The organism is Vasconcelosia minhoensis LEGE 07310, assembly GCF_015207255.1.
Taxonomy (GTDB): domain Bacteria; phylum Cyanobacteriota; class Cyanobacteriia; order Phormidesmidales; family Phormidesmidaceae; genus Vasconcelosia; species Vasconcelosia minhoensis.
On record NZ_JADEXG010000048.1, the window covers coordinates 14,483 to 34,621 of the forward strand.

A 20,139-nucleotide genomic window follows, 5' to 3' on the forward strand; every position below is an offset into this window, starting at 1 on the left:
GCTGCCAGTGTCTATGGGCCAGATTCATCAGCCATGCTAATAGGCCGGGCTGAGCTCAACGACGTTTTCGCGATCGCGAATGGTCATGTCATAGCCGCTGAGGAAGTCATTCCCCAGCAGCCCAATTTCGATGGTATCGCCAATGCTGATCTCCGGATTTGACAGGGTGATGTCGCCTACCGAAATCGACTGCAATCGGCCGGTTTCGAAGATCACTTCTTCATGGCTGGCGGTGGTTGCCCGCATCTGTCCGGTGGTGACCACGCCAAGCTGCTGGGCCATGGCTCGGGTGAGCAGGGTACGGCTGGCTCCCGTATCTAAAATCATTTCGTAGGTTTGCCGATCGTTGAAGACTACCCGGATGACGGGCGTTCCATGCTGACGGCGGACAATCGGAATGGTTTGAGTCCCAGCTGGGGCTGAGGGCGCGACCGGTTTGGGCGCGACAGGCACCGGGGCCGGACGGGACCGCACCCCCGGCACTGACGCGATTGCAATATCTGGGGGATGATTGAGCTGCTCAATCCGCTTTTGAGCATAGGTGACCTGGTGGGCATAGTCAGCGAGCTTAGTCTGCGCCACCGCATACTGAGGATCTTCCGGGGGGACAGCCTTCAGTTTTTCAATCGCCCTTTGCCAACGCCCCGACACCAGCAGCCAGTCATCGGGGGAGGCCGCTTTCTGGCCTAGTAGATAGGCGCTAGAGGCCAGGTTAATCGCTTCGGCGTAGGCCGCCTGGGGCGCGGCGGGCGCCGGCGGCTCGGCCGGCCGGCCGGCTTCAACCGGTTCAACCGTAGCTGAAACCGGCCTGGAACTAACCGGATCCTCTGACAAAGCGCTGCAGCCGTAGAGCCCTAAAGCGACAGAACTAGGCAATAATATGAGGCGGTAAAGATATCGGCAGCCCATAGCAGCGACTGTCCATTGAGACAGCCCTAGGTCACCTGTCTATTTTTCCCAGCCCCTGGCGTACCGATATCGCATTCACCGTAAAACTTATGTTTGCTTCATCTGCTCACCCACCTGCCCTGCTCGTTCTAGAAGACGGCTCGATCTATCGCGGCTGGTCCTTCGGTGCGGCAGGTACGGCCCTGGGTGAAGTCGTCTTCAATACGGGCATGACCGGCTATCAAGAAGTCCTCACCGATCCCAGCTACCGCGGCCAGATTATTACCTTCACCTATCCTGAGCTGGGTAATACCGGCGTCAACGCCGGCGATGAAGAATCGGCCCGTCCCCAGGTCCAAGGCGCGATCGCGCGCAACATCTGCGATCGCCCCAGCAGCTGGCGCGCGACTCAATCCCTACCGGCCTACCTGAAGCAGCACAACATTCCCGGCATCTATGGCGTCGATACGCGAGCCCTGACGCGCAAAATTCGCACCGCTGGCGCCATGAACGGTGCTATCTCCAGCGAGGTGCTCGACCCTGAAGATCTGCTGCAGCGGCTGCAAGATGCCCCGTCAATGGCTGGGCTCAACCTCGTTAAAGAGGTGACTACCGATCAGGTCTACGAATGGGCGGAAGCGGACGAGGATATTTGGGAATTTGGTCCGGCGGCAGACCCGACCACCGACCCGCTGACTGTGGTGGCGATTGACTTTGGCATCAAGCGCAATATCCTCCGTCGTCTGACTCGCTATGGCTGTCGGGTGATTGTCGTACCGGTCGATACGTCGCCCGAAAAAATCCTCAGCTACCAGCCCGACGGCATTTTTCTGTCCAATGGCCCCGGCGACCCTGCCGCCGTCACGGATGCGCCCGAGCTTGCCCGAGCGCTGATGGAGACCCAACTGCCGACCTTTGGGATCTGCATGGGGCACCAGATCCTGGGCCTGTCCCTGGGAGCAAAGACCTTTAAGCTCAAGTTTGGTCATCGCGGCCTCAATCAGCCCTGTGGCCTTACCCAGCAGGTCGAAATTACCAGCCAGAACCACGGCTTTGCGCTCGATGCCGATTCCATTGGCGATGCCGACGTAGAGATTACCCATCTCAATCTGAATGACCGCACCGTAGCGGGCATTCGACATAAAAAGCTGCCGCTATTTTCGGTTCAATATCATCCCGAAGCCAGCCCAGGCCCCCACGATGCCGACTATCTTTTTGCACAGTTTGTCCGTACTATGCAGGAACATCAAGCTAACAATCGGGCCGAGAGTAGCTAAATTTTCTTTAATAGCTGCTTAATCTTGCGGTTGACCTGGGTATTATCTGGGCAGGCTAGGGTTAATCAATTTATCTTGCAGTTCGCAATGAGTTGACCTATACTAAAACGTCAGATTGTGCTCTATATATGTATTGTAGGAGGTTCCCATCGCTGAGTCGCTTAATCTAACGGTTAGTTTAAGAGGCACCCGCGACGTAAGGGGGAAATGTCAGATTTTTCGTCTGACAGGTCTCCTCGATGCATTTTCTGAACCTACTTTTCGTAAAGTCTTGGGTAAATGCATCGAAGACGGGCCAGCCCATATCATCCTAGATCTGTCTACTATTGACTTCGTCGATAGCTCCGGTCTAGGTGCGCTTGTGCAGTTGGTCAAAAAGGCCAAGGGCGAAGGCGGTAGCGTTCAAGTCGTTTCCAATCCCCGCGTCACTCAAACTGTCAAGCTCGTACGTTTAGAGCAGTTTTTATCGCTTCAGCCCAATGTAGACGCCGCTGTTGAGAATTTAAAAGATACCTAAATAATCCTGAGGCTCAATTCCCTGAATGTCGCGGTGTCAAAGCTCAGGTCGGCTAAACTTGGTAGAGCTTCAGGCGTTCCAGGGCTTACTAACTCAGCTGGAGTTCATGTCCAGTCGAGATAGTTTGCCATCGGTGTCGGCCGTCAGTCCGCTCGCGCTCGCATATTTAGGCGACGCGGTCTACGAACTCTATATGCGCAGTCAGCTGCTGATGCCGCTGAAGCGAATTCGCGACTATCATCAGCAGGTCGTAGACCAGGTCAAAGCAGAGCAGCAGGCTGACTATGTCGATGTTCTTCTGCCCTATCTTTCCCCTGTCGAGCACGATATTTTGCGTCGGGGGCGAAATGCCTCTACCCGGCGCCATTCTAGAGTCGATAGTCAAACCTACCAAAAGGCAACCGCCTTTGAGGCGCTGCTGGGCTATCTCTATCTGCACGATCAGCCGCGGCTGTTTGAGCTCCTCAATCAGCTCAGCCAGCCCACTTAAGCTGCCAGGGCGTCAGCATCGCTCAGAGTTAGATAGGATTAACCGAGGCGGTTCATTGCCGCTCACCACGACTGCGCGGCTGATGCCAGAGCCCGCAGCTAGCCAGTAGAGGGAGTTGAACATGACGAGACCGCAGCAGCCATCCAACCGCAAGCCAGGCAAACCCTTTAAGCGAGCCGGTGGTCCAAAATTGCGTCAGACCGCTGGGGGAGCTGCCTCGTCAGATCGACCCAAGCGATCGTTCAAGCGCACCAATCGGGCCAAGCCAGAGGGCTCATTTGAGCGCCCCATTGTTAAACCCTCGGGTAAAGGGCACTCGGGTAAAGGCGATACAGGCGAGGAATTTTCTGCCCCCGTGCCCAGACGCGCCCCGCGACCTTCAAACAGACGCCGGGATAGCGCTGCGCGCGATCGCTGGCGTGCCCCGTCCCCACAGCACCCATCAGAACTAGAAGCGGATTCCCGGCCCGACCTAATCTACGGCCGCCATCCGGTAGAGGCAGCGATTGAAAGCCAGCGATCGCTCAACCGGATTTGGGTTAACGCTAGATTAAAGTATGATGCTCACTTTCGTCCCCTGATTTTAGCCGCCAAGGCCAATGGGGCGGTGATCGACGAAGTTGACAATCAGCGCCTCAATCAGCTGACCCAGGGAGCTAATCACCAGGGGATCGCCGCTCAGGTTTCCTCCTATGAATATGTCGAGCTAGACCCGCTGATTCAGCAGGCTAAGGCCGCTGTCCGGCGACCGGTGATTGTGGCCGCCGATGGGATCACCGATCCCCATAACCTGGGCGCCATTATTCGCTCCGCCGAGGCCGTTGGCGCTCAGGGGATCGTGATCCCGCAGCGGCGGGCGGTGGGGATCACCTCTACCGTCGCCAAAGTTGCAGCAGGCGCTCTGGAAACTATGCCTATTGCTAGAGTTGTGAATCTAGGACGGGCGTTAGAACAGTGTAAAGAAGCTGGTTTTTGGGTCTATGGCCTGTCCAGTAAGGGCTCGCAACCGGTCTATAGGGCGGCTTTCACAGCGCCTGTTGTACTTGTCGTAGGAGCAGAAGGAGATGGCCTGAGCCTGTCGATTCAGAATCTATGTGATAGTTTGGTAGCAATTCCGCTTAAGGGTAAAACTCCGAGCTTAAATGCATCCGTTGCTACAGGCATGGCGCTGTACGAGATCTATCGTCAAGAGTGGGTGGATCAGCCGCCTCCTCTATCCATTAGCCCTCAACCGACTGGCCCAGAAACAGGCCCAGAAACAGGCCCAGAAACAGGCCCAGAAACAGGCCCAGAAACAGGCCCAGAAACAGGCCCAGAAACAGGCCCAGAAACAGGCGATGGGGGCGAAGAACTGTGAGGAGTCTAAAAAGAGATGGAAGAGTTTCCATTTCTCTCATCTTTCTTTGATAATTTCATTTCTGTAGAATACTGAGATTTTTTTACTCGTATGAATAGTATTTTGGACAGCTTGCTTGGGCTGCTGGGTTTTTCCTCTAAAGATTGGTGGGTCAAACTCACCACCGTCAGTCCCGACTGCATCTATTACTTTGGCCCCTTTGAGACCGAGGCTGAAGCGATGCAGGCTAAGCCCGGCTACATCGAAGATCTAGAAGCTGAAGGGACTCAGGAAATCCTCACGGCTGTGCTCCACTGTAAGCAGCCCGATCAGCTTACGATTGAGCTAGCGGGCTCGACGAGCAATCTTTCCCCGGCCTGGAGCAACCGATAGCTGACGGTTCAGCGCGCAGCTAATCTCCATTTCTCCTAGCGGCTGACGGCCATTGATCAGACCGTACCGCTAGCCAGTTCGCAATATCTTGCTGAACCTGCTGGGGAATCTCCCAGGGAAAGAGGTGAGCAACGTCGGGATAGCGGATGGTTGTGCAGTTAGGCAGCGCTGCCGCGGTCTCCAAGCTTGAAGCCAGCGTAATATGACAGTCGCCCTCAGCGCAGAGCATCAGGCAGGGAATCTCCAGCTGCTTCAGATCGTCCAACCGGCTATAGCCTTGGCGAATGGCTTGATTTAAGGCCCGAGTCGCATAGCCTGAGGTCCTCAAATAGGCAGGCGCCCCTTGGTAAGCCAAATAGCGATAGGCGGCAGGCGTATGCTGCCGGATTAGGTAGCGAAAGAGCGACTGTTGCCCCCAATCCCGCGCCCAGGCGTTGCCCGGGCTAATTAGGTTAGCTGCCGAGGCCAGTCCGGTCATCAGGTTGTCTTGCCAGGACAGCGGCGGATGGGCGCTATGGGGCCGGGCTGCCGTCGCTACCAGGATCAGTCCGCAGACCCGCTGGGGTAGCCGGAGCGCTAGTTCCAGCGCGAGGATGCCGCCCAGCGACCAGCCCAGCACCAGACATTGAGAAACCTCGAAACGGTCGAGTACCGCTTCGAGGTCATCCAGGTGGTCCTGCATTTGGAAATCGGCGCTGGCGCGGCTGCGGCCATAGCCCCGCAGGTCGGGGGTGAGCGTCTGGAACTGCTGCGAGAGCGGATCGGTAAACACGCTCATACTGCGGCTGTCGCCGGGATGCCCGTGCAGACAGAGAATCGGCAATCCCTCCCCTCGAACCTGAACCGCTAGCACCGCCGCCTAACCTTTTGGCGCGGCGACATTGGCGGGCTCAAAAGCGAGCGCCACACCATTCAGGCAGTACCGCTGTCCGGTGGGCTGGGGGCCATCGTTGAACACGTGGCCGAGGTGGGCATCGCATATCGCGCAGACAACCTCAGTCCGGAGCATAAACATGCTCAAGTCCCGACGGGTATCAATATTTTCCGGCTTGCTAGGCGCCCAAAAGCTAGGCCAGCCGGTTCCTGAATCAAACTTGGTTGCCGAAGAAAACAGCTCCGAGCCGCAGCAGACGCAGTTGTAAATGCCTTCTTCTTTGTTATCGTGCAGCGGGCTGCTGTAGGGTCTCTCAGTACCCTTTTTGCGAGCGACCTCATATTGCTCAGGCGTGAGCTGAGCCTTCCATTCGGCGTCGGTTTTACTGATCTTAGCTGCCATAGTTTAATCTCCAATTTATGCTTATCCTAACGTACTGATTCTGGCTCAGCAGGTGGGATAACCCCACAGTTGGGGCCAGGGCTCAGGTCGATGATGACGGCGGCCGTAGCCAGGGAGTATGCTGCGATCCCAGCCATTTCCGCCCAGTCCGGCCAGCTCCAGGGTAGAGGCCGCTCGTCGCATGGGCTTATTCAAGCGCGGAGTCGCACGCTTTGATTTTACTGCCTGGTCTAGCGCTCAGCAGGCAAAGGCGTCGGTGGCTTCAACCAGGGCACTGGCAATGCCGGGTTCGGTGGCGGCGTGACCGGCATTCGGCACAATCACGAGTTTGGCTTCTGGCCAGGCCCGGTGCAGTTCCCAGGCTGAAACCATGGGGCAAACTACGTCGTAGCGGCCCTGGACGATTACAGCAGGGATCGTCCGAATCCGGTCTACGTTTTCCAGCAGCTGGTCGTCCTGGGTCAAAAAGCCACCGTTGATAAAATAGTGGCATTCAATCCGGGCGAAGGCTTCGGCAAAGCGATCGCCGCTGAAGCGCTGCACCAGCCCCGGGTCGGGCGTCAGTTTGCTGGTGCTGGCCTCCCAAACCGACCAGGCCCGGGCCGCCGCCTGTCGCACCGCAGGGTCAGGACTGGTCAGCCGCCGATAGTAGGCCGCGACCAGGTCATCGCGCTCTTCTGTAGGAATTGGGCTCAGATATTCTTCCCAAGCGTCAGGAAAGATAGCGCTAGCGCCTGCTTGATAAAACCAGCGAATTTCTTTACGGCGCAGCATGAAAATACCGCGCAGGATCAGGCCGCTACAGCGCTCGGGGTGGGTTTGGCTATAGGCCAGAGCTAAGGTACTGCCCCAGCTGCCGCCGAAGACCGTCCACTGAGGAATGTCGAGGTGCGATCGCAGCCGCTCAATATCGGCGACCAGATCCCAGGTCGTATTCTCGGCCAGCTCTGCATGGGGCGTACTCTGACCGCAGCCGCGCTGGTCAAACAGCACGATCCGCCAGCGCTGGGGATCAAAAAATTGACGATAGGTGGCGATCAGTCCGCCCCCCGGACCGCCGTGCAAAAAGACAACCGGCTTGCCTTGGGGATTACCTGCTTCCTCAAAGTACAGCCGGTGTCGGTCTGAAACGGTCAGGGTAGACTGTCGGTACGGCTCAATCGGTGGGTACAGGGAACGCATGCTTGGGCTCGGCTAGTTCACAGGGCTATAAGCCACTATGACAGAAGCATTTGCCTGGCTGCGCTGCTGGGCCGATTATTGTATTGACTATCTGACTTGACCACGTACCACTGACCCGTTTGGGGATCGCGATGGGACGTGAACGGATTTGGCTTCAGAGGCTTGCTACAAGCTTTTGGCATCATAGGAGGAAGTCAACGCTGTGCCTCTTATGGTATTGGGGCAGGGATAGAACACCTGTGATGGTTGCTGGCCTCCCATAGTGATCTATGTCACAAGAATAGGGATTGCCCATCGTTGTCCTAGCAGGACTACATCGCCTGCCGGTAAATCGCTGCTTAGCGGGGAAAGCTGCCACAGGGTTGAGAAACCTATCCTTTCCTGTCTCTGGAATAGGCATAGCTTGATAAGATGAATTTTTCAAGTTCGCTCTCAGATATATCTGCTGGATTTATCGAGCTAACATCGAATCCAATTAAAGGCGCATCTAGAGCATCGCCGCGAGATCTATGGATTGGGAAATTTGGCCAGGGCGGGCACATCCGCTGGGAGCAACATGGGACGGGCAGGGCACGAACTTCGCCCTATTTTCTGAAAATGCCACCGGCGTTGAGCTGTGCCTGTTTGACGATAGGGACCAGGAAACCCGAATACCGCTGCCGAAAGTCACGAACTATGTCTGGCATGGCTACCTGCCAGGTATCGGCCCTGGGCAGCGCTACGGCTTTCGGGTGGACGGTCCCTACAAGCCGGAAATGGGGCATAAGTTCAACCCCCATAAGCTGCTGATCGATCCCTATGCGCGCGCGATCGCGGGCGACCTCAGGTTTGGTCCTGAAATCTTTGCCTACCCTATCGATCACTTCAGCGAAAGCGATAGAGACCTAGAATTTTCCGATCTTGACAGCGCCCAAGCCATTCCCAAGTGCGTCGTCGTCGATTCACAGTTTGACTGGCAGGGCGACCAGTATCCCGATACGCCCTGGCATCGCACGATCATCTATGAGATGCACGTGAAGGGGTTCACCCAGCAGCATCCCGACATTCCCCCGGAGCTGCGAGGCACCTATGCTGGGCTGGGCCATCCGGCAGCGGTTGACTATCTAAAAAATCTTGGCGTAACTGCCGTTGAGCTGCTACCGGTACATCATTTCAACGTAGTGCCGGGTCACCTGGTCGCCGCCGGACTGCATAACTATTGGGGCTACGACTCGCTCGGCTTCTTTGCCCCTCACGCCAGCTACAGCGCCGCGGGTCATGGTGGCGAGCAGGTCAACGAATTCAAATCGATGGTCAAAGCCCTCCACGCCGCCGGAATCGAGGTCATCCTCGACGTGGTCTACAACCACACCGGCGAAGGCAGCCACCTGGGGCCGATGCTGTCTTTTCGCGGCATCGACAATGCGGCCTACTACCGGCTAGTCGAGAGCGATCCGCGCTACGACATGGACTTTACCGGCTGCGGCAACTCGCTCAACGTGCGCCATCCGCAGGTGCTAAAGCTGATTATGGACAGCCTGCGCTACTGGGTGCTGGAGATGCATGTCGATGGCTTTCGCTTTGACCTGGCCTCGGCCCTGGCCCGGGAGCTGTATGAGGTGAATCGACTCTCCAGCTTTTTCGACATTATTCATCAGGATCCGGTGCTGTCTACCACCAAGCTGATTGCCGAGCCCTGGGATCTGGGCGAAGGCGGCTACCAGGTGGGAAATTTTCCGCTGCTGTGGTCGGAGTGGAATGGCAAATACCGCGATACGATGCGCGACTTCTGGCGCGGTGAACAATGCGGCCTGGGCGAGTTTGCCTTTCGCTTTACCGGCAGCTCCGACCTGTATCAGGACGATGGTCGCCTGCCCCACGCCAGCGTCAACTTCATTACGGCCCATGACGGATTTACGATTAACGATCTGGTCAGCTATAACGAAAAGCACAATGAGGCAAACGGCGAAGACAACCGCGATGGCGAAAGCTACAACCGCTCCTGGAACTGCGGTGCCGAAGGCGAAACAGACGACCACGAGATTCTGGCGCTGAGGGCGCGACAGCGGCGCAACTTGCTCGCAACGCTGCTGCTATCTCAGGGCGTGCCGATGCTGCTGGGCGGCGATGAGCATGGCCGGACGACATTGGGGAACAACAACACCTACTGTCAGGACAACGAGCTGTCCTGGTTTGACTGGCGCTGTCAGCAACAGAATTCCGACCTGTTCAAGTTTACTCGGCAGCTGATGCAGTTTCGTCAGCAGCATCCGGTCTTCTGCCGCCGCGAGTGGTTTCTCGGTCGCGAGATTCATGGTTCTGGTGTGGTCGATATTGGCTGGTTTAGCCCAGATGGGACGCCCATCGATGGTGAAGAATGGCAGAACGGAGAGCTTAAGTCGATCGGCATTTTCTTAAACGGTGAAGAACTGATCAGTCCCGACAGCAAGGGCAACCGAATCGTAGACGATAGCTTTCTCCTGCTGTTCAACGCTTCCCCAGAACCCTGTATTTTTGTCATCCCGCCTGCCATCGACCGGCAGCAGTGGCAGGTGCTGCTAGACACTCAGTCGCCAACGGGCTTTGTTGACAGCGGTCGAACCTATGAAAAAAAACAGGGCGTGTTGGTTGAGGCGCGATCGCTGATCATGCTGCACTGCCCCCACTGCTTCCAGGAGTCAGAAATCAGCTGCGATCTGCCCGTGTCAGCCTAGTCCCCATGTCCTGCTATCCCCGCATTTACGACATTGTTCGGCAGATTCCCCATGGCAAAGTCGCCACCTACGGCCAGGTTGCAGAGCTCGCCGGACTCTTTGGCAAACCCCGAGTTGTCGGCTACGCCCTCTACCGGGGCGCTCCTGAGCAGGAGATTCCCTGGCACCGCGTGATCAATGCTAAAGGAGAGGTCTCTCGCTCTGCCTTCAGAGACGGCAGCGACGACCTGCAACAGCTGCTGCTGGAGTCAGAAGGAATTGTCTTTGAACTGGGGAAGCTCAGCCTGGCTCAATATCGCTGGCAGCCGCCGCGATCGCTGCTAGCGCAAATTCAGCAAATCCCAAAATCTGACCCAGGCTAAGGGCAGATCAGCTGCGATTGCTCGATAATAGAGTCAGTATGCCAGCCGAGTAGACTACGATGACGACCGCCGTTCAAAAACTGACTTTTGAAGCATACCTGAGCTATGACGACGGCAGCGATACCCGTTACGAACTGGTCGATGGAGAACTCGTGCCTATGAGCCTGGGGACGGGTCAGCATGGAGCCGTCATCGAGTTTTTGAACGATCAATTTCGGGAGGAAATCAAGCGCCAGCAGCTTTCGTGGACGGCGAAGGCGATGATGGTTGGGGTGAGATCGCCCCGGGGGCGACGCTGGGATACCTCCCGGATTCCAGACGTAGTCGTCCTGCCATCGGCCCAGTGGGAAGCTATGGCTGACCGGGAAGCGGTGATTAACTTCAACGAACCGCCACCGCTGCTAATTGTCGAAGTCGTCAGCCCCTCGACTAAAACCGACGACTACCGCTCCAAACGCTCCGAATATGGCCTTTTGGAAGTACCCGAATACTGGATCGTAGACCCCCAGGCGGCAAAAATAACCCTCTGCAACCTGGATCACCAGTTCTACGATTTGGCTGAATTTCAAGGCGATCAGCGGCTTCAGTCGCCGACCTTCCCCAATCTCAGTCTCACCGCCGCGCAGATTTTGGCTGCTAAGCTGTAAGCGCCTATCTCAGGGCTAGTCCTATGCCTTCCATCCCTACAAAGGCCCTTACCTTTGAAGATTTTGTGGCCCAATACAGGAACGACTTTCGCTACGAGCTGGCCGACGGAGAGCTGATCGACACGGAACCTACCGGCCCTCACGAAATGGTCAGCGGTCAGCTAGCTGGCTATGTTGGCATTGCCATTAACAACGCCCAGCGCCGCTGGTTCATTCCCCGGAGCTGTCTGCTGAAACCTTTTGCGGGTATCGCCACCGCTCGCCGCCCTGACGTCATCGTTTTGGACGAAACGATGCTGGCTAATGAGCCCCTGTGGGACCAGGAAGCCGTGATTATCCGGGCAAAATCAATCAAGCTAGTCGTAGAAGTGGTCGGCAATGGCTGGGAAAATGACTACACCCGCAAGGCTGAAGAATATGCCCTGCTCGGCATTCCTGAATATTGGAGCGTCGATTTTCGCGGACGGGGCGGCATGGACTTTATCGGCAAACCCAAACAGCCTACCTTTACCGTCTGTCAGCTGAGCGGAGATGAGTATCGTCAGCAGCAGTATAGATTAGGGGACGTAGTTTCATCCCCTTTGCTACCCAACTTACAGCTGCGTTTAGACGACGTTCTTCCCCAATAGTCACATGACTATCGTGACGGAAGGATGACTGCCCTGCTGCGAAGAGCAGAGTGACTCATAATAGAAGAATTCGGAGCTAGGGAGCTAGAGCGAGCTGATGACTGCCGTTATCTCAGAGCATATTGAAATTACTCCCGGCACCTGTGGCGGTAAACCACGGATTGCCGGTCATCGTATTCGAGTTCAAGATGTCGTCATCTGGTACAAGCATCAGGGCATGACCTCTGACGAAATTGTATATCAGCATCCCAGCATTACATTGGCAGATGTTCACGCGGCGCTGGCCTATTACTACGACCATATGGAAGAGATTCGGCAGCAAATCCGCGAGAGCAAAGCGTTTGCTGCTCAGATGGCTGCAAAAACGCCATCTATCTTTCAACGTCAAAACAGACAAGAACACTCCAGTTAAAGGGTTAGGGATTACACTCGGGGTAAATTCTCGTAGCGCATTGCTCCCCCACCTAGCATGAAGATTGTCATTCCCGATTCCTTTGACCTGCTGGAGTCTGACCGGCAGCAGCTAGAGGCGATGGGGGCTGAAATTTATGATGACATTCCCGACTCGGAGCAGGTCGTGATTGAGCGGATTGCAGATGCAGACGCGATCGCGGTCGGCTGGGTCGATATCACTCAGGCCGTCATTGAGCAAAGTCCGCAGTTGAAATACATCATCGTGGCTGCGGTGGGCTACGACCAGATCGACCTGGCCGCTGCCAACGCGCGAGGGATTCCGGTGATCAACTGCCCGACCCACAATTCGCGGGCGGTGGCGGAATATACGATTGGCCTAATGCTGGCGGTGACCCGGCAGATTGGGGCGGCCCAGAACGCGATCGCGCAGGGCAAATGGAATCCGCGCGCCCACTGCGGCCTGGAACTGCGGGGCAGGCGACTGGTGCTGCTAGGGCATGGTCACATCGGTCAGCAGGTCGCCCAGCTCGCCAAAGCCTTTGGCATGACGGTGGATTGGACCGACTCTCGCACGCCCGCCGCCGAACTCGACCGGCTGATCGCCAGCGCCGATATCCTCAGCCTGCACCTGCCGCTGAACGAGCAGACCCGTCAGCTGCTAGACGCCCGCCGCATTGGATTAATGCAGACCCATGCCTATCTGATTAATACGGCGCGGGGAGACATCGTTGACCAGGCCGCCCTATTGGACGCGCTTCAGCAGGGCCAGATTGCCGGGGCCGCGCTGGACGTGTTTGCCAGTGAGCCCGCCACCGGTGCGCCACCGCAGATTGAAGCCTTTCTGGAATTGGAAAACGCGATCGCGACGCCCCACATTGCCTACAACACGGCTGAAACCACCGACCGACTGGGCAAAGAGCTGATTGCCAACCTGGAAGCCTGCCTCAGCGGCGAGCCGATCAACGTCGTGAATCAGCCCCGGGGCTAGCCCGAATAGCGGCGGCTTCGCGCCAGCAGCGGCGATTGTAAAGTTTATGTTGCTGCTGGGCTGAGAGTAACTAAACGTAATAAAAAAGTGAGCAAACCCCTCAGGCCGCTCCTTGAGGCAGCGGCACCGTCAGGCATCGGGGGCAGTCAAAGCCGCGTTTGGCCATATGGCTAAGGATTGGGGGCTTTGATGTCGCCGAGTTTGGATGGAGTCAAGTCTTTGTCTTTTGTACCGCTTTTTATAGATAAGGATTAGACAAACTTGACCTGAGGCGATTTTCTGGATTCTGCCAGCTTTAGAGCGGGATGGGTTCAATCCAGGCAAATTTGAAGCTTCAGGCAGTCTTTTTCTATTGCGTTTGATTAAGACCCCCCTTCCGTATGCCCGGGGGTTTGACGATAATGCTTAGCAGCGAAGAAAAACCCAATCCAAAGCCCAGTCAAAAGATTAAAGAAGTCCAGTATCTGAGGAAACTGCTTGTGAAACTCTCTGTTTATGGAAAAGGCGGTATCGGCAAATCCACCACGAGCTGCAATATTTCGGTAGCGCTGGCCAAGCGGGGTAAGAAAGTCCTCCAGATTGGATGCGACCCGAAGCACGACAGCACCTTTACCCTGACCGGGTTTCTGATCCCGACCATCATCGACACGCTGCAAGAGAAGGACTACCACTACGAGGACGTCTGGCCCGAGGATGTGATCTATAAGGGCTACGGCGGCGTGGACTGTGTAGAAGCGGGCGGCCCCCCGGCGGGCGCGGGCTGCGGCGGCTATGTGGTCGGCGAAACGGTGAAGCTGCTGAAGGAGCTCAACGCCTTTGACGAATATGACGTCATCCTCTTTGACGTGCTGGGCGACGTGGTCTGCGGCGGCTTTGCGGCCCCGCTGAACTATTCTGACTACTGCATGATCGTCACCGACAACGGCTTTGACGCCCTGTTTGCCGCCAATCGGATTGCCGCCTCGGTGCGCGAAAAGGCCCGCACCCATACGCTGCGGCTGGCTGGCCTAATCGGCAACCGCACCACCAAGCGCGACCTGATCGACAAATATATTGAAGCGGTGCCCATGCCGGTGCTGGAAATTCTGCCGCTGATTGAAGACATTCGGGTGTCGCGGGTGAAGGGCAAGACCATCTTTGAGATGGCCGAGACCGATCCCTCCCTAGAGCCGGTTTGTCAGTACTACCTGAATATTGCTGACCAGGTGCTGGCCAACCCCGAAGGCGTCGTGCCCAAGGATGCGGCTGACCGCGACCTGTTCTCGCTGCTGTCTGACTTCTACCTGAATCCGCCTGAGGATGCCCCGGCCCAGGCTCAGGTCGAAGAGCTGATGATGGTTTAGACCGGCGAGCCGACGGAGCTTTGATGCGCCATGGGATTAGGCCCACATAAACCTGGTCAGAACGGGATTAGAGTGATAGATTGCTGCGAGGTTAGGGTGTACGCACTTTAGGTATATCTTTTCTGTAGCAGTCTTACCGGGTTGAAACCGTGGCTTTCTTTGAAAACTTCACTTCCGTTATTAGAGACAAATGGCTGGACTACGTTCGCGCCAACCGGAACTGGCTAGAGGTACAAATGCGCGGCACCTCAGTCAGAACCCCGGAGGGCGGACGGCGGCCTTCTTCGTTTCTGATTTTGGGGGTCGTCAATGCCCTAGAGCCCAAGCTATCTAACCTGATGACGCCGTTCTACCAGCTCAATTCCGATGAAGATGCCCTAGTTGAGGTGCTCGGCCTCAACTTCGATCCCGAAATGGTATTAGACAACGGCAGCGTAAAACAAACGATTGATGCCTCAAGCGAGGATGATATGCCGCTCCTGACCGACGGCTGATCCGACCAGACCATAACATAAGGAACTCGATTGCTATGACCCTTGCCAATACTCAACCTCAGGCCCTGGAGTTTGACTGCGACACCGGCAACTACCATACCTTTTGCCCGATTAGCTGTGTCGCCTGGCTGTATCAAAAGATTGAAGACAGCTTCTTTCTGGTCATTGGCACGAAGACCTGCGGCTATTTCTTGCAGAACGCCATGGGCGTGATGATCTTCGCCGAGCCTCGCTATGCCATGGCCGAGCTGGAGGAGGGCGATATTTCTGCCCAGCTCAACGACTATGAGGAGCTGAAGCGGCTGTGCTTGCAGATTAAGCGCGATCGCAACCCCAGCGTAATCGTCTGGATCGGCACCTGCACCACCGAAATCATCAAAATGGACCTGGAAGGGCTGGCCCCGCGCCTGGAAGCCGAGATTGGCATCCCCATCGTCGTCGCCCGGGCGAACGGTCTGGACTATGCCTTTACCCAGGGCGAAGACACGGTGCTGGCGGCGATGGCCCACCGCTGCCCCAGCGAAGCTCCCCAGCTGGAATCTGAGAAAGAAGAGCGGGGCGGGATTACCAAGCTGCTCAACTTCGGTCGCAAAAAAGAAGACGTGGCCGCCGAGCAGTCTGACTATGTAGACCATCCGCCGCTGGTGCTGTTCGGCTCTATCCCCGACCCGGTGGTGACCCAGCTGTCTCTAGAGCTGAAAAAGCAGGGCATCCAGGTTTCGGGCTGGCTGCCTGCCAAGCGCTATACCGAGCTACCGGTGATTGCGGAAGGCAACTACGTCTGCGGCATCAACCCCTTCCTCTCACGCACCGCCTCCACGCTGATGCGCCGCCGCAAGTGCAAGCTGATCGGCGCGCCCTTCCCGATTGGCCCCGACGGTACTCGGGCTTGGATTGAGAAAATCTGCTCGGTATTTGGGATTGAGCCCCAGGGGCTGGAAGAGCGCGAGGCTAAAATTTGGGAGTCGGTGGAAGACTATGTCAAGCTGATTCGCGGCAAGTCGGTCTACCTGATGGGCGATAACCTGTTGGAAATCTCCATGGCCCGCTTCCTGGTGCGCTGCGGCATGACCGTTCACGAAATCGGCATCCCCTATATGGATAAGCGCTATCAGGCGGCGGAGCTCAACCTGCTGGCCCAAACCTGCGCTGAGATGGGCGTCCCGGCTCCCAAGATTGTGGAGAAGCCGGACAACTACAACCAGATTAAGCAGATTATGGAACTCCAGCCGGACCTAGTCATCACCGGCATGGCCCATGCTAACCCGCTGGAGGCGCGCGGCATTACCACCAAGTGGTCGGTGGAGTTTACCTTCGCCCAAATCCACGGCTTCGGCAATACCCGCGACATTTTGGAGCTGGTGACTCGTCCGCTGCGCCGCAATGAGAATCTGAAAGGGCTGGGCTGGAATCAGCTGGTCAAGGAAGAGGCAAACGTTTAATCTCCCATGACGTCTCAGTGGCAGCGTCTGCTGAAAAATACCGGCACCTGGCAGGGGTCCTTTACTCGACTGTCGCCCCAGGGTCAGGTGCTGACCGACACGCCCAGCGAAGTGCTGCTGGAGCCCTATGACGACAACCAGGCGATGCGGCAAATCGTCTGCCGCTGGCCTGCCGCTCAGCCGGTGCAGGAGCAGACGCTGGACTATCGCAGCGTTAGCCGTGCCACCCTGTTTTGTGAAAATGGGGCCTTTTCCTATGGCTCGATGCAGTGGTCGCCCTTTTCTGAATTTGGGGCTGAGCTGGGACTGATCGACCGAGATCGCCGTTTGCGCCTGGTGCAGCTCTTCGAAAAAGGCCAGCAGCTCCAGTCCATTACCCTGATCCGCGAAGTCCTCAAGGGCACTGACCCGCCAGAGATTCCGCCGCTTCAGCTGGAGGAGCTGCTGGGCACCTGGCAGGGCGAAGCGGTGACGGTCTATCCTGACCTGAGTCCTGATAGCAGTCAGGCGACGATGCTGACGATTGAGCGGGTGAGCGATCGCGAAATTCAGCAAACCCTCGAATTTGATTCAGGCGCTCCCATCCGCTCAGTCGGCCAGGTAGAGGGCAACCGCATCCGCTTCGAAGTCGGCTCTCAACCGATTCAGGTGCTACTGCTCTCCTATGGCGCATCCTCCACCTGCCCAACCCAGATCCAACCCCGCCAGCCGCTCTTCCTAGAAGCCGGTTGGCGACTAGAGCCGGGCCGCCGCCAGCGCCTGATCCGCCGCTATGACGCCAGCGGAGCCTGGAGCAGCCTCACCCTGGTTACCGAGCAAAAAGTTTAGACTGCCTTGAGAGCGCCAGGGTATTGACCCTGAAACTAAGGCAGAATTGAAGTAGCTGATTGAGAAACTCCGGAAGCCATGGCGATCGCATCCTCCCCGACTGAAATCTATACCGCTGAAGAATATCTGGCTTTAGAGGTCGAGTCAGACCTTCGCAGCGAATATCGAAATGGAGCCATCGTCCCCATGACTGGCGGCACGCCTGAACACAATCGCATTACGAGCGCATTGAATGCATTGCTGTGGTTTGGCTTGCGGGGTAAGCCCTACAGCATTTTCATCACCGACCAGCGCCTCTGGATTCCTGCGGTGGATCGCTATACCTATCCAGATGTGATGGCGATCGCAAATCCGGTAGAGCTTAAACCAGGCCGTAAAGATACAGTTACCAATCCGGTGCTGATTGCAGAAGTTCTGTCAGACTCGACCCGGGCCTATGACCGGGGTGACAAATTTGAGGCGTATCGGACAATTCCTACCTTTCAGGAATATCTGTTAATCGACCCATATCGACTTCACATAGAGCAGTTCGTGAAGCAGTCCAACAATCAGTGGTTATTCACAGAATACAGCGGTTTAGACGATCGGATCAGCCTGTCATCATTGCCAGCTGAGATCAGCCTACGAGATCTTTATGAGGGAGTTTTAGAAGCTGATGGAGAGCTAGAACAATAATTATCCGAGCTATGAGTGGCAGCGCCTAGCATCATGACTGAAATAGGGTACTACCTAGGTATCAATTACCGTCCGATAATCTGTTCAAGAGCGATAGCTCAGCTGATTCAGCTGAGCTATCGCTCCTACCGTTAAGCTGCTAGCTTACGCTTGAGGCCAGTGCCAAGGCCAAAAACCATCGCTAAGCCTAAAATAGTTGCGGGTTCGGGCACCGCTTCACTGGGAGTAGTACCGACCTTAAATTGATAGGCCAGCTGGCTGCCACTAGGCGTAGCATTACCAAAAGTAAAGGTCGATTTTCCGGTCAGAGTGAAGGGCGAAGTAATGTCTGTGATAGCCAAATAGTCTACATCTGCCCCGCTATTGGTGCCGTTAGAAGTCAGTCCCGGTGTGTAGGCTTGCCCATTGAAAAACAGATTGGTGAGGGCAACTGATCCCAGGGGTTTATTACCTCCAGACCCGCGAGTACGGATGAAAATTTTGCTGACGTCGCCAGTAAAGGCCATGCTGCTCAGCGCTATGCCGTCAACGGAGTAGGTAACCTTGCTACCGTCGTACTGGAGCAAAAAGTCGCTGGCTGTGCCGCTCAGCCATTTGTATTGACCCTGGGCAACAGGTGCGCCAGTCGCGGTGTTGATGCCCAACTCGCGATCGCCATTATTGGCGTTATTCCCAATGCGGCTTTCGGTCACGAATAGCTCAGTAAATGCTCCTGAGCTCACTTCGTTTTGAAAATCAGAATCAGTGAAACTAGTCAGCGGTGTGAAGCTAAAGGCTTGAGCAGCGGTGGGTAGTACCGCATTTCCCAGGGTAGCTAACAGGATTGGCAAAGCGTATTTGAGGCTTTTCATGATGAACATCCTATACAAAGCAGTAGATTTACTGTTTCGATAGTAAGCTCAGGATTTTGAAAGGTCAGTGGGTAAACTGCATTTTTCACTGACTTCTCATATTGGCAAAAAATATCTCGTACATATTTTCAAAATATCAGTAAATTCACTTAGCTTTGATGCGGCATGATTGCGCCTTGTTCAAAACTGAGCAATCAAAGGCCGAGCAACTGTCGTGTGGTCTCACTGGAAAATCCACCAGGCAAATCCACGATGCCAATAGCAGGTTCAGTTGCTATGTAAACTGAAATGAGCAACACCCTAAACTCCGGAGGTTTTTTATGGCTGGGATGAATCAGTTGAAAACCCTGCTGCTGCTGGCATTACTCAGCGGCCTGATCGTACTGGCGGGCTATCTGCTGGTGGGCAATGAGCAGGGCCTGTACTACGGGCTGGGCTTTGCGGCCCTGAGCAGCTTTGGGTCTTGGTATTATTCCGACCGGGCGGCGCTGTCTGCCTTCAAGGCCAAGCCGACGCCGCGCGAGCAGGCTCCCGAGCTGTATGAGCGAATTGAGCAACTGAGCGATCGCGCTGGCGTTCCCAATCCCGCACTCTACATTGTGCCCTCAGAGTCGCCCAACGCCTTTGCCACCGGGCGCGACCCCAACCATGCCGCGATCGCGCTGACCGAAGGCATCATCGAGCTTTTGCCCGCCGACGAACTCGACGCTGTAATTGCCCATGAGCTAACCCACGTGCGCAATCGCGACACCCTCACCCAGGCGGTGGCCGGCACCCTAGCCGGGTCGCTGACCTATCTGGGCCGCATTCTCACCCTGGGCGCACTGTACTTTCCCGTAGCGCGGGTGGGGCGGCGAGGCAATAATCCCCTCGCAATTTTATTTTTGTTAGTGATTGGTCCCTTCAGTGCCGGACTGCTGCGCATGGCGATTTCTCGAACCCGAGAATATGCCGCCGATGCGGGAGCCGCCGAGATTACCGAGAATCCGCTAGCGCTGGTGCGTGCCCTCGAAACCCTGGAGGCGACCGGTCAAAAAAATCCGATTCACGGCAATCCTGCCTTTGCTGCGCTGTTCATCGTGAATCCGCTCTCCAAGGAAGGCTTGATGAAGCTATTTATGACCCATCCGCCAACCGAAGATCGGATCAAGCGTCTAAAGGCGCTGGCAGAAGGTACCGATGCTTCTGCGGATAGTTCTGAAAAACTGAGCCCGGCCTAGATCCTGGCCTGAGGGCGCGATCGCGAGCCCAATCCGGAAGCACTGGTGCCCTATGAGGTGAGCTCAGAGGTTCTAGTTGATTAAGATAGGGTAGTGGATTGGTTTTCTCTCAAGAAATGGCTTTACTGACTCGCCCGCTCACGCTACAAGCATTTTTGCGTTTACCTAACATCGAGGAATCGCCTGCCTGGGAG

General features: G+C 56.2%; 23 protein-coding genes. 17 read left to right on the forward strand and 6 right to left on the reverse strand.

Features of this window, described 5'->3' with window-relative positions; translation table 11 throughout:
• Positions 1-36 precede the first annotated feature (36 nt).
• Positions 37-834, reverse strand: a complete 798-nt coding sequence (locus IQ241_RS17790; RefSeq protein ID WP_193909762.1) for a retropepsin-like aspartic protease family protein — start codon at positions 832-834, stop codon at positions 37-39.
• Positions 835-998: 164 nt separating this feature from the next.
• Here IQ241_RS17790 and carA point away from each other — a divergent pair, with 164 nt between their 5' ends.
• The 5 genes from carA to IQ241_RS17815 all read left to right on the forward strand — a co-directional run bounded on the left by carA (position 999) and on the right by IQ241_RS17815 (position 4,901).
• A complete protein-coding gene (gene carA / locus IQ241_RS17795; RefSeq protein ID WP_193909765.1) occupies positions 999-2,165 on the forward strand; it encodes a glutamine-hydrolyzing carbamoyl-phosphate synthase small subunit in 1,167 nt (388 codons plus the stop codon).
• Positions 2,166-2,313: 148 nt separating this feature from the next.
• Positions 2,314-2,682, forward strand: a complete 369-nt coding sequence (locus IQ241_RS17800) for an STAS domain-containing protein (protein ID WP_193909823.1) — start codon at positions 2,314-2,316, stop codon at positions 2,680-2,682.
• Positions 2,683-2,788: 106 nt separating this feature from the next.
• Positions 2,789-3,172, forward strand: coding sequence for a Mini-ribonuclease 3 (locus tag IQ241_RS17805; protein ID WP_228021811.1), 384 nt, complete (start codon positions 2,789-2,791; stop codon positions 3,170-3,172).
• Positions 3,173-3,293: 121 nt separating this feature from the next.
• Positions 3,294-4,529, forward strand: a complete 1,236-nt coding sequence (gene rlmB / locus IQ241_RS17810; RefSeq protein WP_193909769.1) for a 23S rRNA (guanosine(2251)-2'-O)-methyltransferase RlmB — start codon at positions 3,294-3,296, stop codon at positions 4,527-4,529.
• Positions 4,530-4,619: 90 nt separating this feature from the next.
• The gene (locus tag IQ241_RS17815) at positions 4,620-4,901 is read left to right on the forward strand and encodes a DUF1816 domain-containing protein (protein WP_193909771.1); all 282 of its coding nucleotides are present in this window, start codon (positions 4,620-4,622) and stop codon (positions 4,899-4,901) included.
• Positions 4,902-4,920: 19 nt separating this feature from the next.
• Here IQ241_RS17815 and IQ241_RS17820 read toward each other — a convergent pair whose 3' ends face one another.
• The 4 genes from IQ241_RS17820 to pip are packed head-to-tail and all read right to left on the reverse strand — an operon-like array spanning position 4,921 to position 7,359.
• Positions 4,921-5,754, reverse strand: coding sequence for an alpha/beta fold hydrolase (locus IQ241_RS17820; RefSeq protein WP_322743693.1), 834 nt, complete (start codon positions 5,752-5,754; stop codon positions 4,921-4,923).
• Between the two features lie 6 nt (positions 5,755-5,760).
• Positions 5,761-6,177 (reverse strand): peptide-methionine (R)-S-oxide reductase MsrB, encoded by a 417-nt coding sequence (gene msrB, locus IQ241_RS17825; RefSeq protein WP_193909773.1) that lies wholly within the window; start codon positions 6,175-6,177, stop codon positions 5,761-5,763.
• A 45-nt stretch (positions 6,178-6,222) separates the two neighbouring features.
• On the reverse strand, positions 6,223-6,360 hold the full coding sequence (locus tag IQ241_RS17830; protein ID WP_193909776.1) for a hypothetical protein: 138 nt from the start codon (positions 6,358-6,360) through the stop codon (positions 6,223-6,225).
• 54 nt (positions 6,361-6,414) lie between these two features.
• Positions 6,415-7,359: a prolyl aminopeptidase gene (pip, locus tag IQ241_RS17835; RefSeq protein WP_193909778.1), complete on the reverse strand. Its 945-nt coding sequence runs from the start codon at positions 7,357-7,359 to the stop codon at positions 6,415-6,417.
• A 509-nt stretch (positions 7,360-7,868) separates the two neighbouring features.
• Between pip and glgX the strand changes: the two genes are divergently transcribed.
• The 11 genes from glgX to IQ241_RS17890 all read left to right on the forward strand — a co-directional run bounded on the left by glgX (position 7,869) and on the right by IQ241_RS17890 (position 17,874).
• Positions 7,869-10,052 carry a glycogen debranching protein GlgX gene (glgX, locus tag IQ241_RS17840; protein ID WP_193909780.1) on the forward strand — a complete coding sequence of 728 codons (2,184 nt, stop codon included), beginning with the start codon at positions 7,869-7,871 and terminating at the stop codon, positions 10,050-10,052.
• A 5-nt stretch (positions 10,053-10,057) separates the two neighbouring features.
• Positions 10,058-10,414: an MGMT family protein gene (locus tag IQ241_RS17845; RefSeq protein WP_193909782.1), complete on the forward strand. Its 357-nt coding sequence runs from the start codon at positions 10,058-10,060 to the stop codon at positions 10,412-10,414.
• A gap of 59 nt (positions 10,415-10,473) precedes the next feature.
• Positions 10,474-11,061: a Uma2 family endonuclease gene (locus IQ241_RS17850; protein ID WP_193909784.1), complete on the forward strand. Its 588-nt coding sequence runs from the start codon at positions 10,474-10,476 to the stop codon at positions 11,059-11,061.
• Positions 11,062-11,084: 23 nt separating this feature from the next.
• On the forward strand, positions 11,085-11,690 hold the full coding sequence (locus tag IQ241_RS17855; RefSeq protein ID WP_193909786.1) for a Uma2 family endonuclease: 606 nt from the start codon (positions 11,085-11,087) through the stop codon (positions 11,688-11,690).
• Positions 11,691-11,787: 97 nt separating this feature from the next.
• A complete protein-coding gene (locus tag IQ241_RS17860; protein WP_193909788.1) occupies positions 11,788-12,102 on the forward strand; it encodes a DUF433 domain-containing protein in 315 nt (104 codons plus the stop codon).
• A gap of 57 nt (positions 12,103-12,159) precedes the next feature.
• Positions 12,160-13,092 (forward strand): NAD(P)-dependent oxidoreductase, encoded by a 933-nt coding sequence (locus IQ241_RS17865; protein WP_193909791.1) that lies wholly within the window; start codon positions 12,160-12,162, stop codon positions 13,090-13,092.
• Between the two features lie 479 nt (positions 13,093-13,571).
• Complete coding sequence (bchL, locus tag IQ241_RS17870; protein ID WP_193909794.1) at positions 13,572-14,435, forward strand: ferredoxin:protochlorophyllide reductase (ATP-dependent) iron-sulfur ATP-binding protein; 864 nt, start codon at positions 13,572-13,574, stop codon at positions 14,433-14,435.
• A 149-nt stretch (positions 14,436-14,584) separates the two neighbouring features.
• Positions 14,585-14,929: a DUF5331 domain-containing protein gene (locus tag IQ241_RS17875; protein WP_193909796.1), complete on the forward strand. Its 345-nt coding sequence runs from the start codon at positions 14,585-14,587 to the stop codon at positions 14,927-14,929.
• Positions 14,930-14,964: 35 nt separating this feature from the next.
• Positions 14,965-16,371, forward strand: a complete 1,407-nt coding sequence (locus IQ241_RS17880; RefSeq protein ID WP_193909799.1) for a ferredoxin:protochlorophyllide reductase (ATP-dependent) subunit N — start codon at positions 14,965-14,967, stop codon at positions 16,369-16,371.
• Positions 16,372-16,377: 6 nt separating this feature from the next.
• Positions 16,378-17,199: a DUF3598 family protein gene (locus IQ241_RS17885; RefSeq protein WP_193909801.1), complete on the forward strand. Its 822-nt coding sequence runs from the start codon at positions 16,378-16,380 to the stop codon at positions 17,197-17,199.
• Between the two features lie 78 nt (positions 17,200-17,277).
• Positions 17,278-17,874 (forward strand): Uma2 family endonuclease, encoded by a 597-nt coding sequence (locus tag IQ241_RS17890; RefSeq protein ID WP_193909803.1) that lies wholly within the window; start codon positions 17,278-17,280, stop codon positions 17,872-17,874.
• A gap of 131 nt (positions 17,875-18,005) precedes the next feature.
• On the opposite strand, the gene IQ241_RS17895 is transcribed toward IQ241_RS17890, so the two are convergent.
• Positions 18,006-18,725 (reverse strand): PEP-CTERM sorting domain-containing protein, encoded by a 720-nt coding sequence (locus IQ241_RS17895; protein ID WP_228021812.1) that lies wholly within the window; start codon positions 18,723-18,725, stop codon positions 18,006-18,008.
• Positions 18,726-19,045: 320 nt separating this feature from the next.
• Here IQ241_RS17895 and IQ241_RS17900 point away from each other — a divergent pair, with 320 nt between their 5' ends.
• Positions 19,046-19,945, forward strand: coding sequence for a M48 family metalloprotease (locus tag IQ241_RS17900; RefSeq protein ID WP_193909807.1), 900 nt, complete (start codon positions 19,046-19,048; stop codon positions 19,943-19,945).
• The last annotated feature ends 194 nt before the right edge of the window (positions 19,946-20,139 follow it).

Bases quoted from the DNA above. Each gene is read 5' to 3' on its own strand.
- carA (WP_193909765.1), top strand. From the start codon at position 999: ATGTTTGCTTCATCTGCTCACCCACCTGCCCTGCTCGTTCTAGAAGAC.
- IQ241_RS17805 (WP_228021811.1), top strand. From the start codon at position 2,789: ATGTCCAGTCGAGATAGTTTGCCATCGGTGTCGGCCGTCAGTCCGCTC.
- rlmB (WP_193909769.1), top strand. From the start codon at position 3,294: ATGACGAGACCGCAGCAGCCATCCAACCGCAAGCCAGGCAAACCCTTT.
- IQ241_RS17815 (WP_193909771.1), top strand. From the start codon at position 4,620: ATGAATAGTATTTTGGACAGCTTGCTTGGGCTGCTGGGTTTTTCCTCT.
- msrB (WP_193909773.1), bottom strand. From the start codon at position 6,177: ATGGCAGCTAAGATCAGTAAAACCGACGCCGAATGGAAGGCTCAGCTC.
- IQ241_RS17830 (WP_193909776.1), bottom strand. From the start codon at position 6,360: ATGCGACGAGCGGCCTCTACCCTGGAGCTGGCCGGACTGGGCGGAAAT.
- pip (WP_193909778.1), bottom strand. From the start codon at position 7,359: ATGCGTTCCCTGTACCCACCGATTGAGCCGTACCGACAGTCTACCCTG.
- glgX (WP_193909780.1), top strand. From the start codon at position 7,869: ATGGATTGGGAAATTTGGCCAGGGCGGGCACATCCGCTGGGAGCAACA.
- IQ241_RS17845 (WP_193909782.1), top strand. From the start codon at position 10,058: ATGTCCTGCTATCCCCGCATTTACGACATTGTTCGGCAGATTCCCCAT.
- IQ241_RS17850 (WP_193909784.1), top strand. From the start codon at position 10,474: ATGACGACCGCCGTTCAAAAACTGACTTTTGAAGCATACCTGAGCTAT.
- IQ241_RS17855 (WP_193909786.1), top strand. From the start codon at position 11,085: ATGCCTTCCATCCCTACAAAGGCCCTTACCTTTGAAGATTTTGTGGCC.
- IQ241_RS17860 (WP_193909788.1), top strand. From the start codon at position 11,788: ATGACTGCCGTTATCTCAGAGCATATTGAAATTACTCCCGGCACCTGT.
- IQ241_RS17865 (WP_193909791.1), top strand. From the start codon at position 12,160: ATGAAGATTGTCATTCCCGATTCCTTTGACCTGCTGGAGTCTGACCGG.
- IQ241_RS17880 (WP_193909799.1), top strand. From the start codon at position 14,965: ATGACCCTTGCCAATACTCAACCTCAGGCCCTGGAGTTTGACTGCGAC.
- IQ241_RS17885 (WP_193909801.1), top strand. From the start codon at position 16,378: ATGACGTCTCAGTGGCAGCGTCTGCTGAAAAATACCGGCACCTGGCAG.
- IQ241_RS17890 (WP_193909803.1), top strand. From the start codon at position 17,278: ATGGCGATCGCATCCTCCCCGACTGAAATCTATACCGCTGAAGAATAT.
- IQ241_RS17895 (WP_228021812.1), bottom strand. From the start codon at position 18,725: ATGAAAAGCCTCAAATACGCTTTGCCAATCCTGTTAGCTACCCTGGGA.
- IQ241_RS17900 (WP_193909807.1), top strand. From the start codon at position 19,046: ATGGCTGGGATGAATCAGTTGAAAACCCTGCTGCTGCTGGCATTACTC.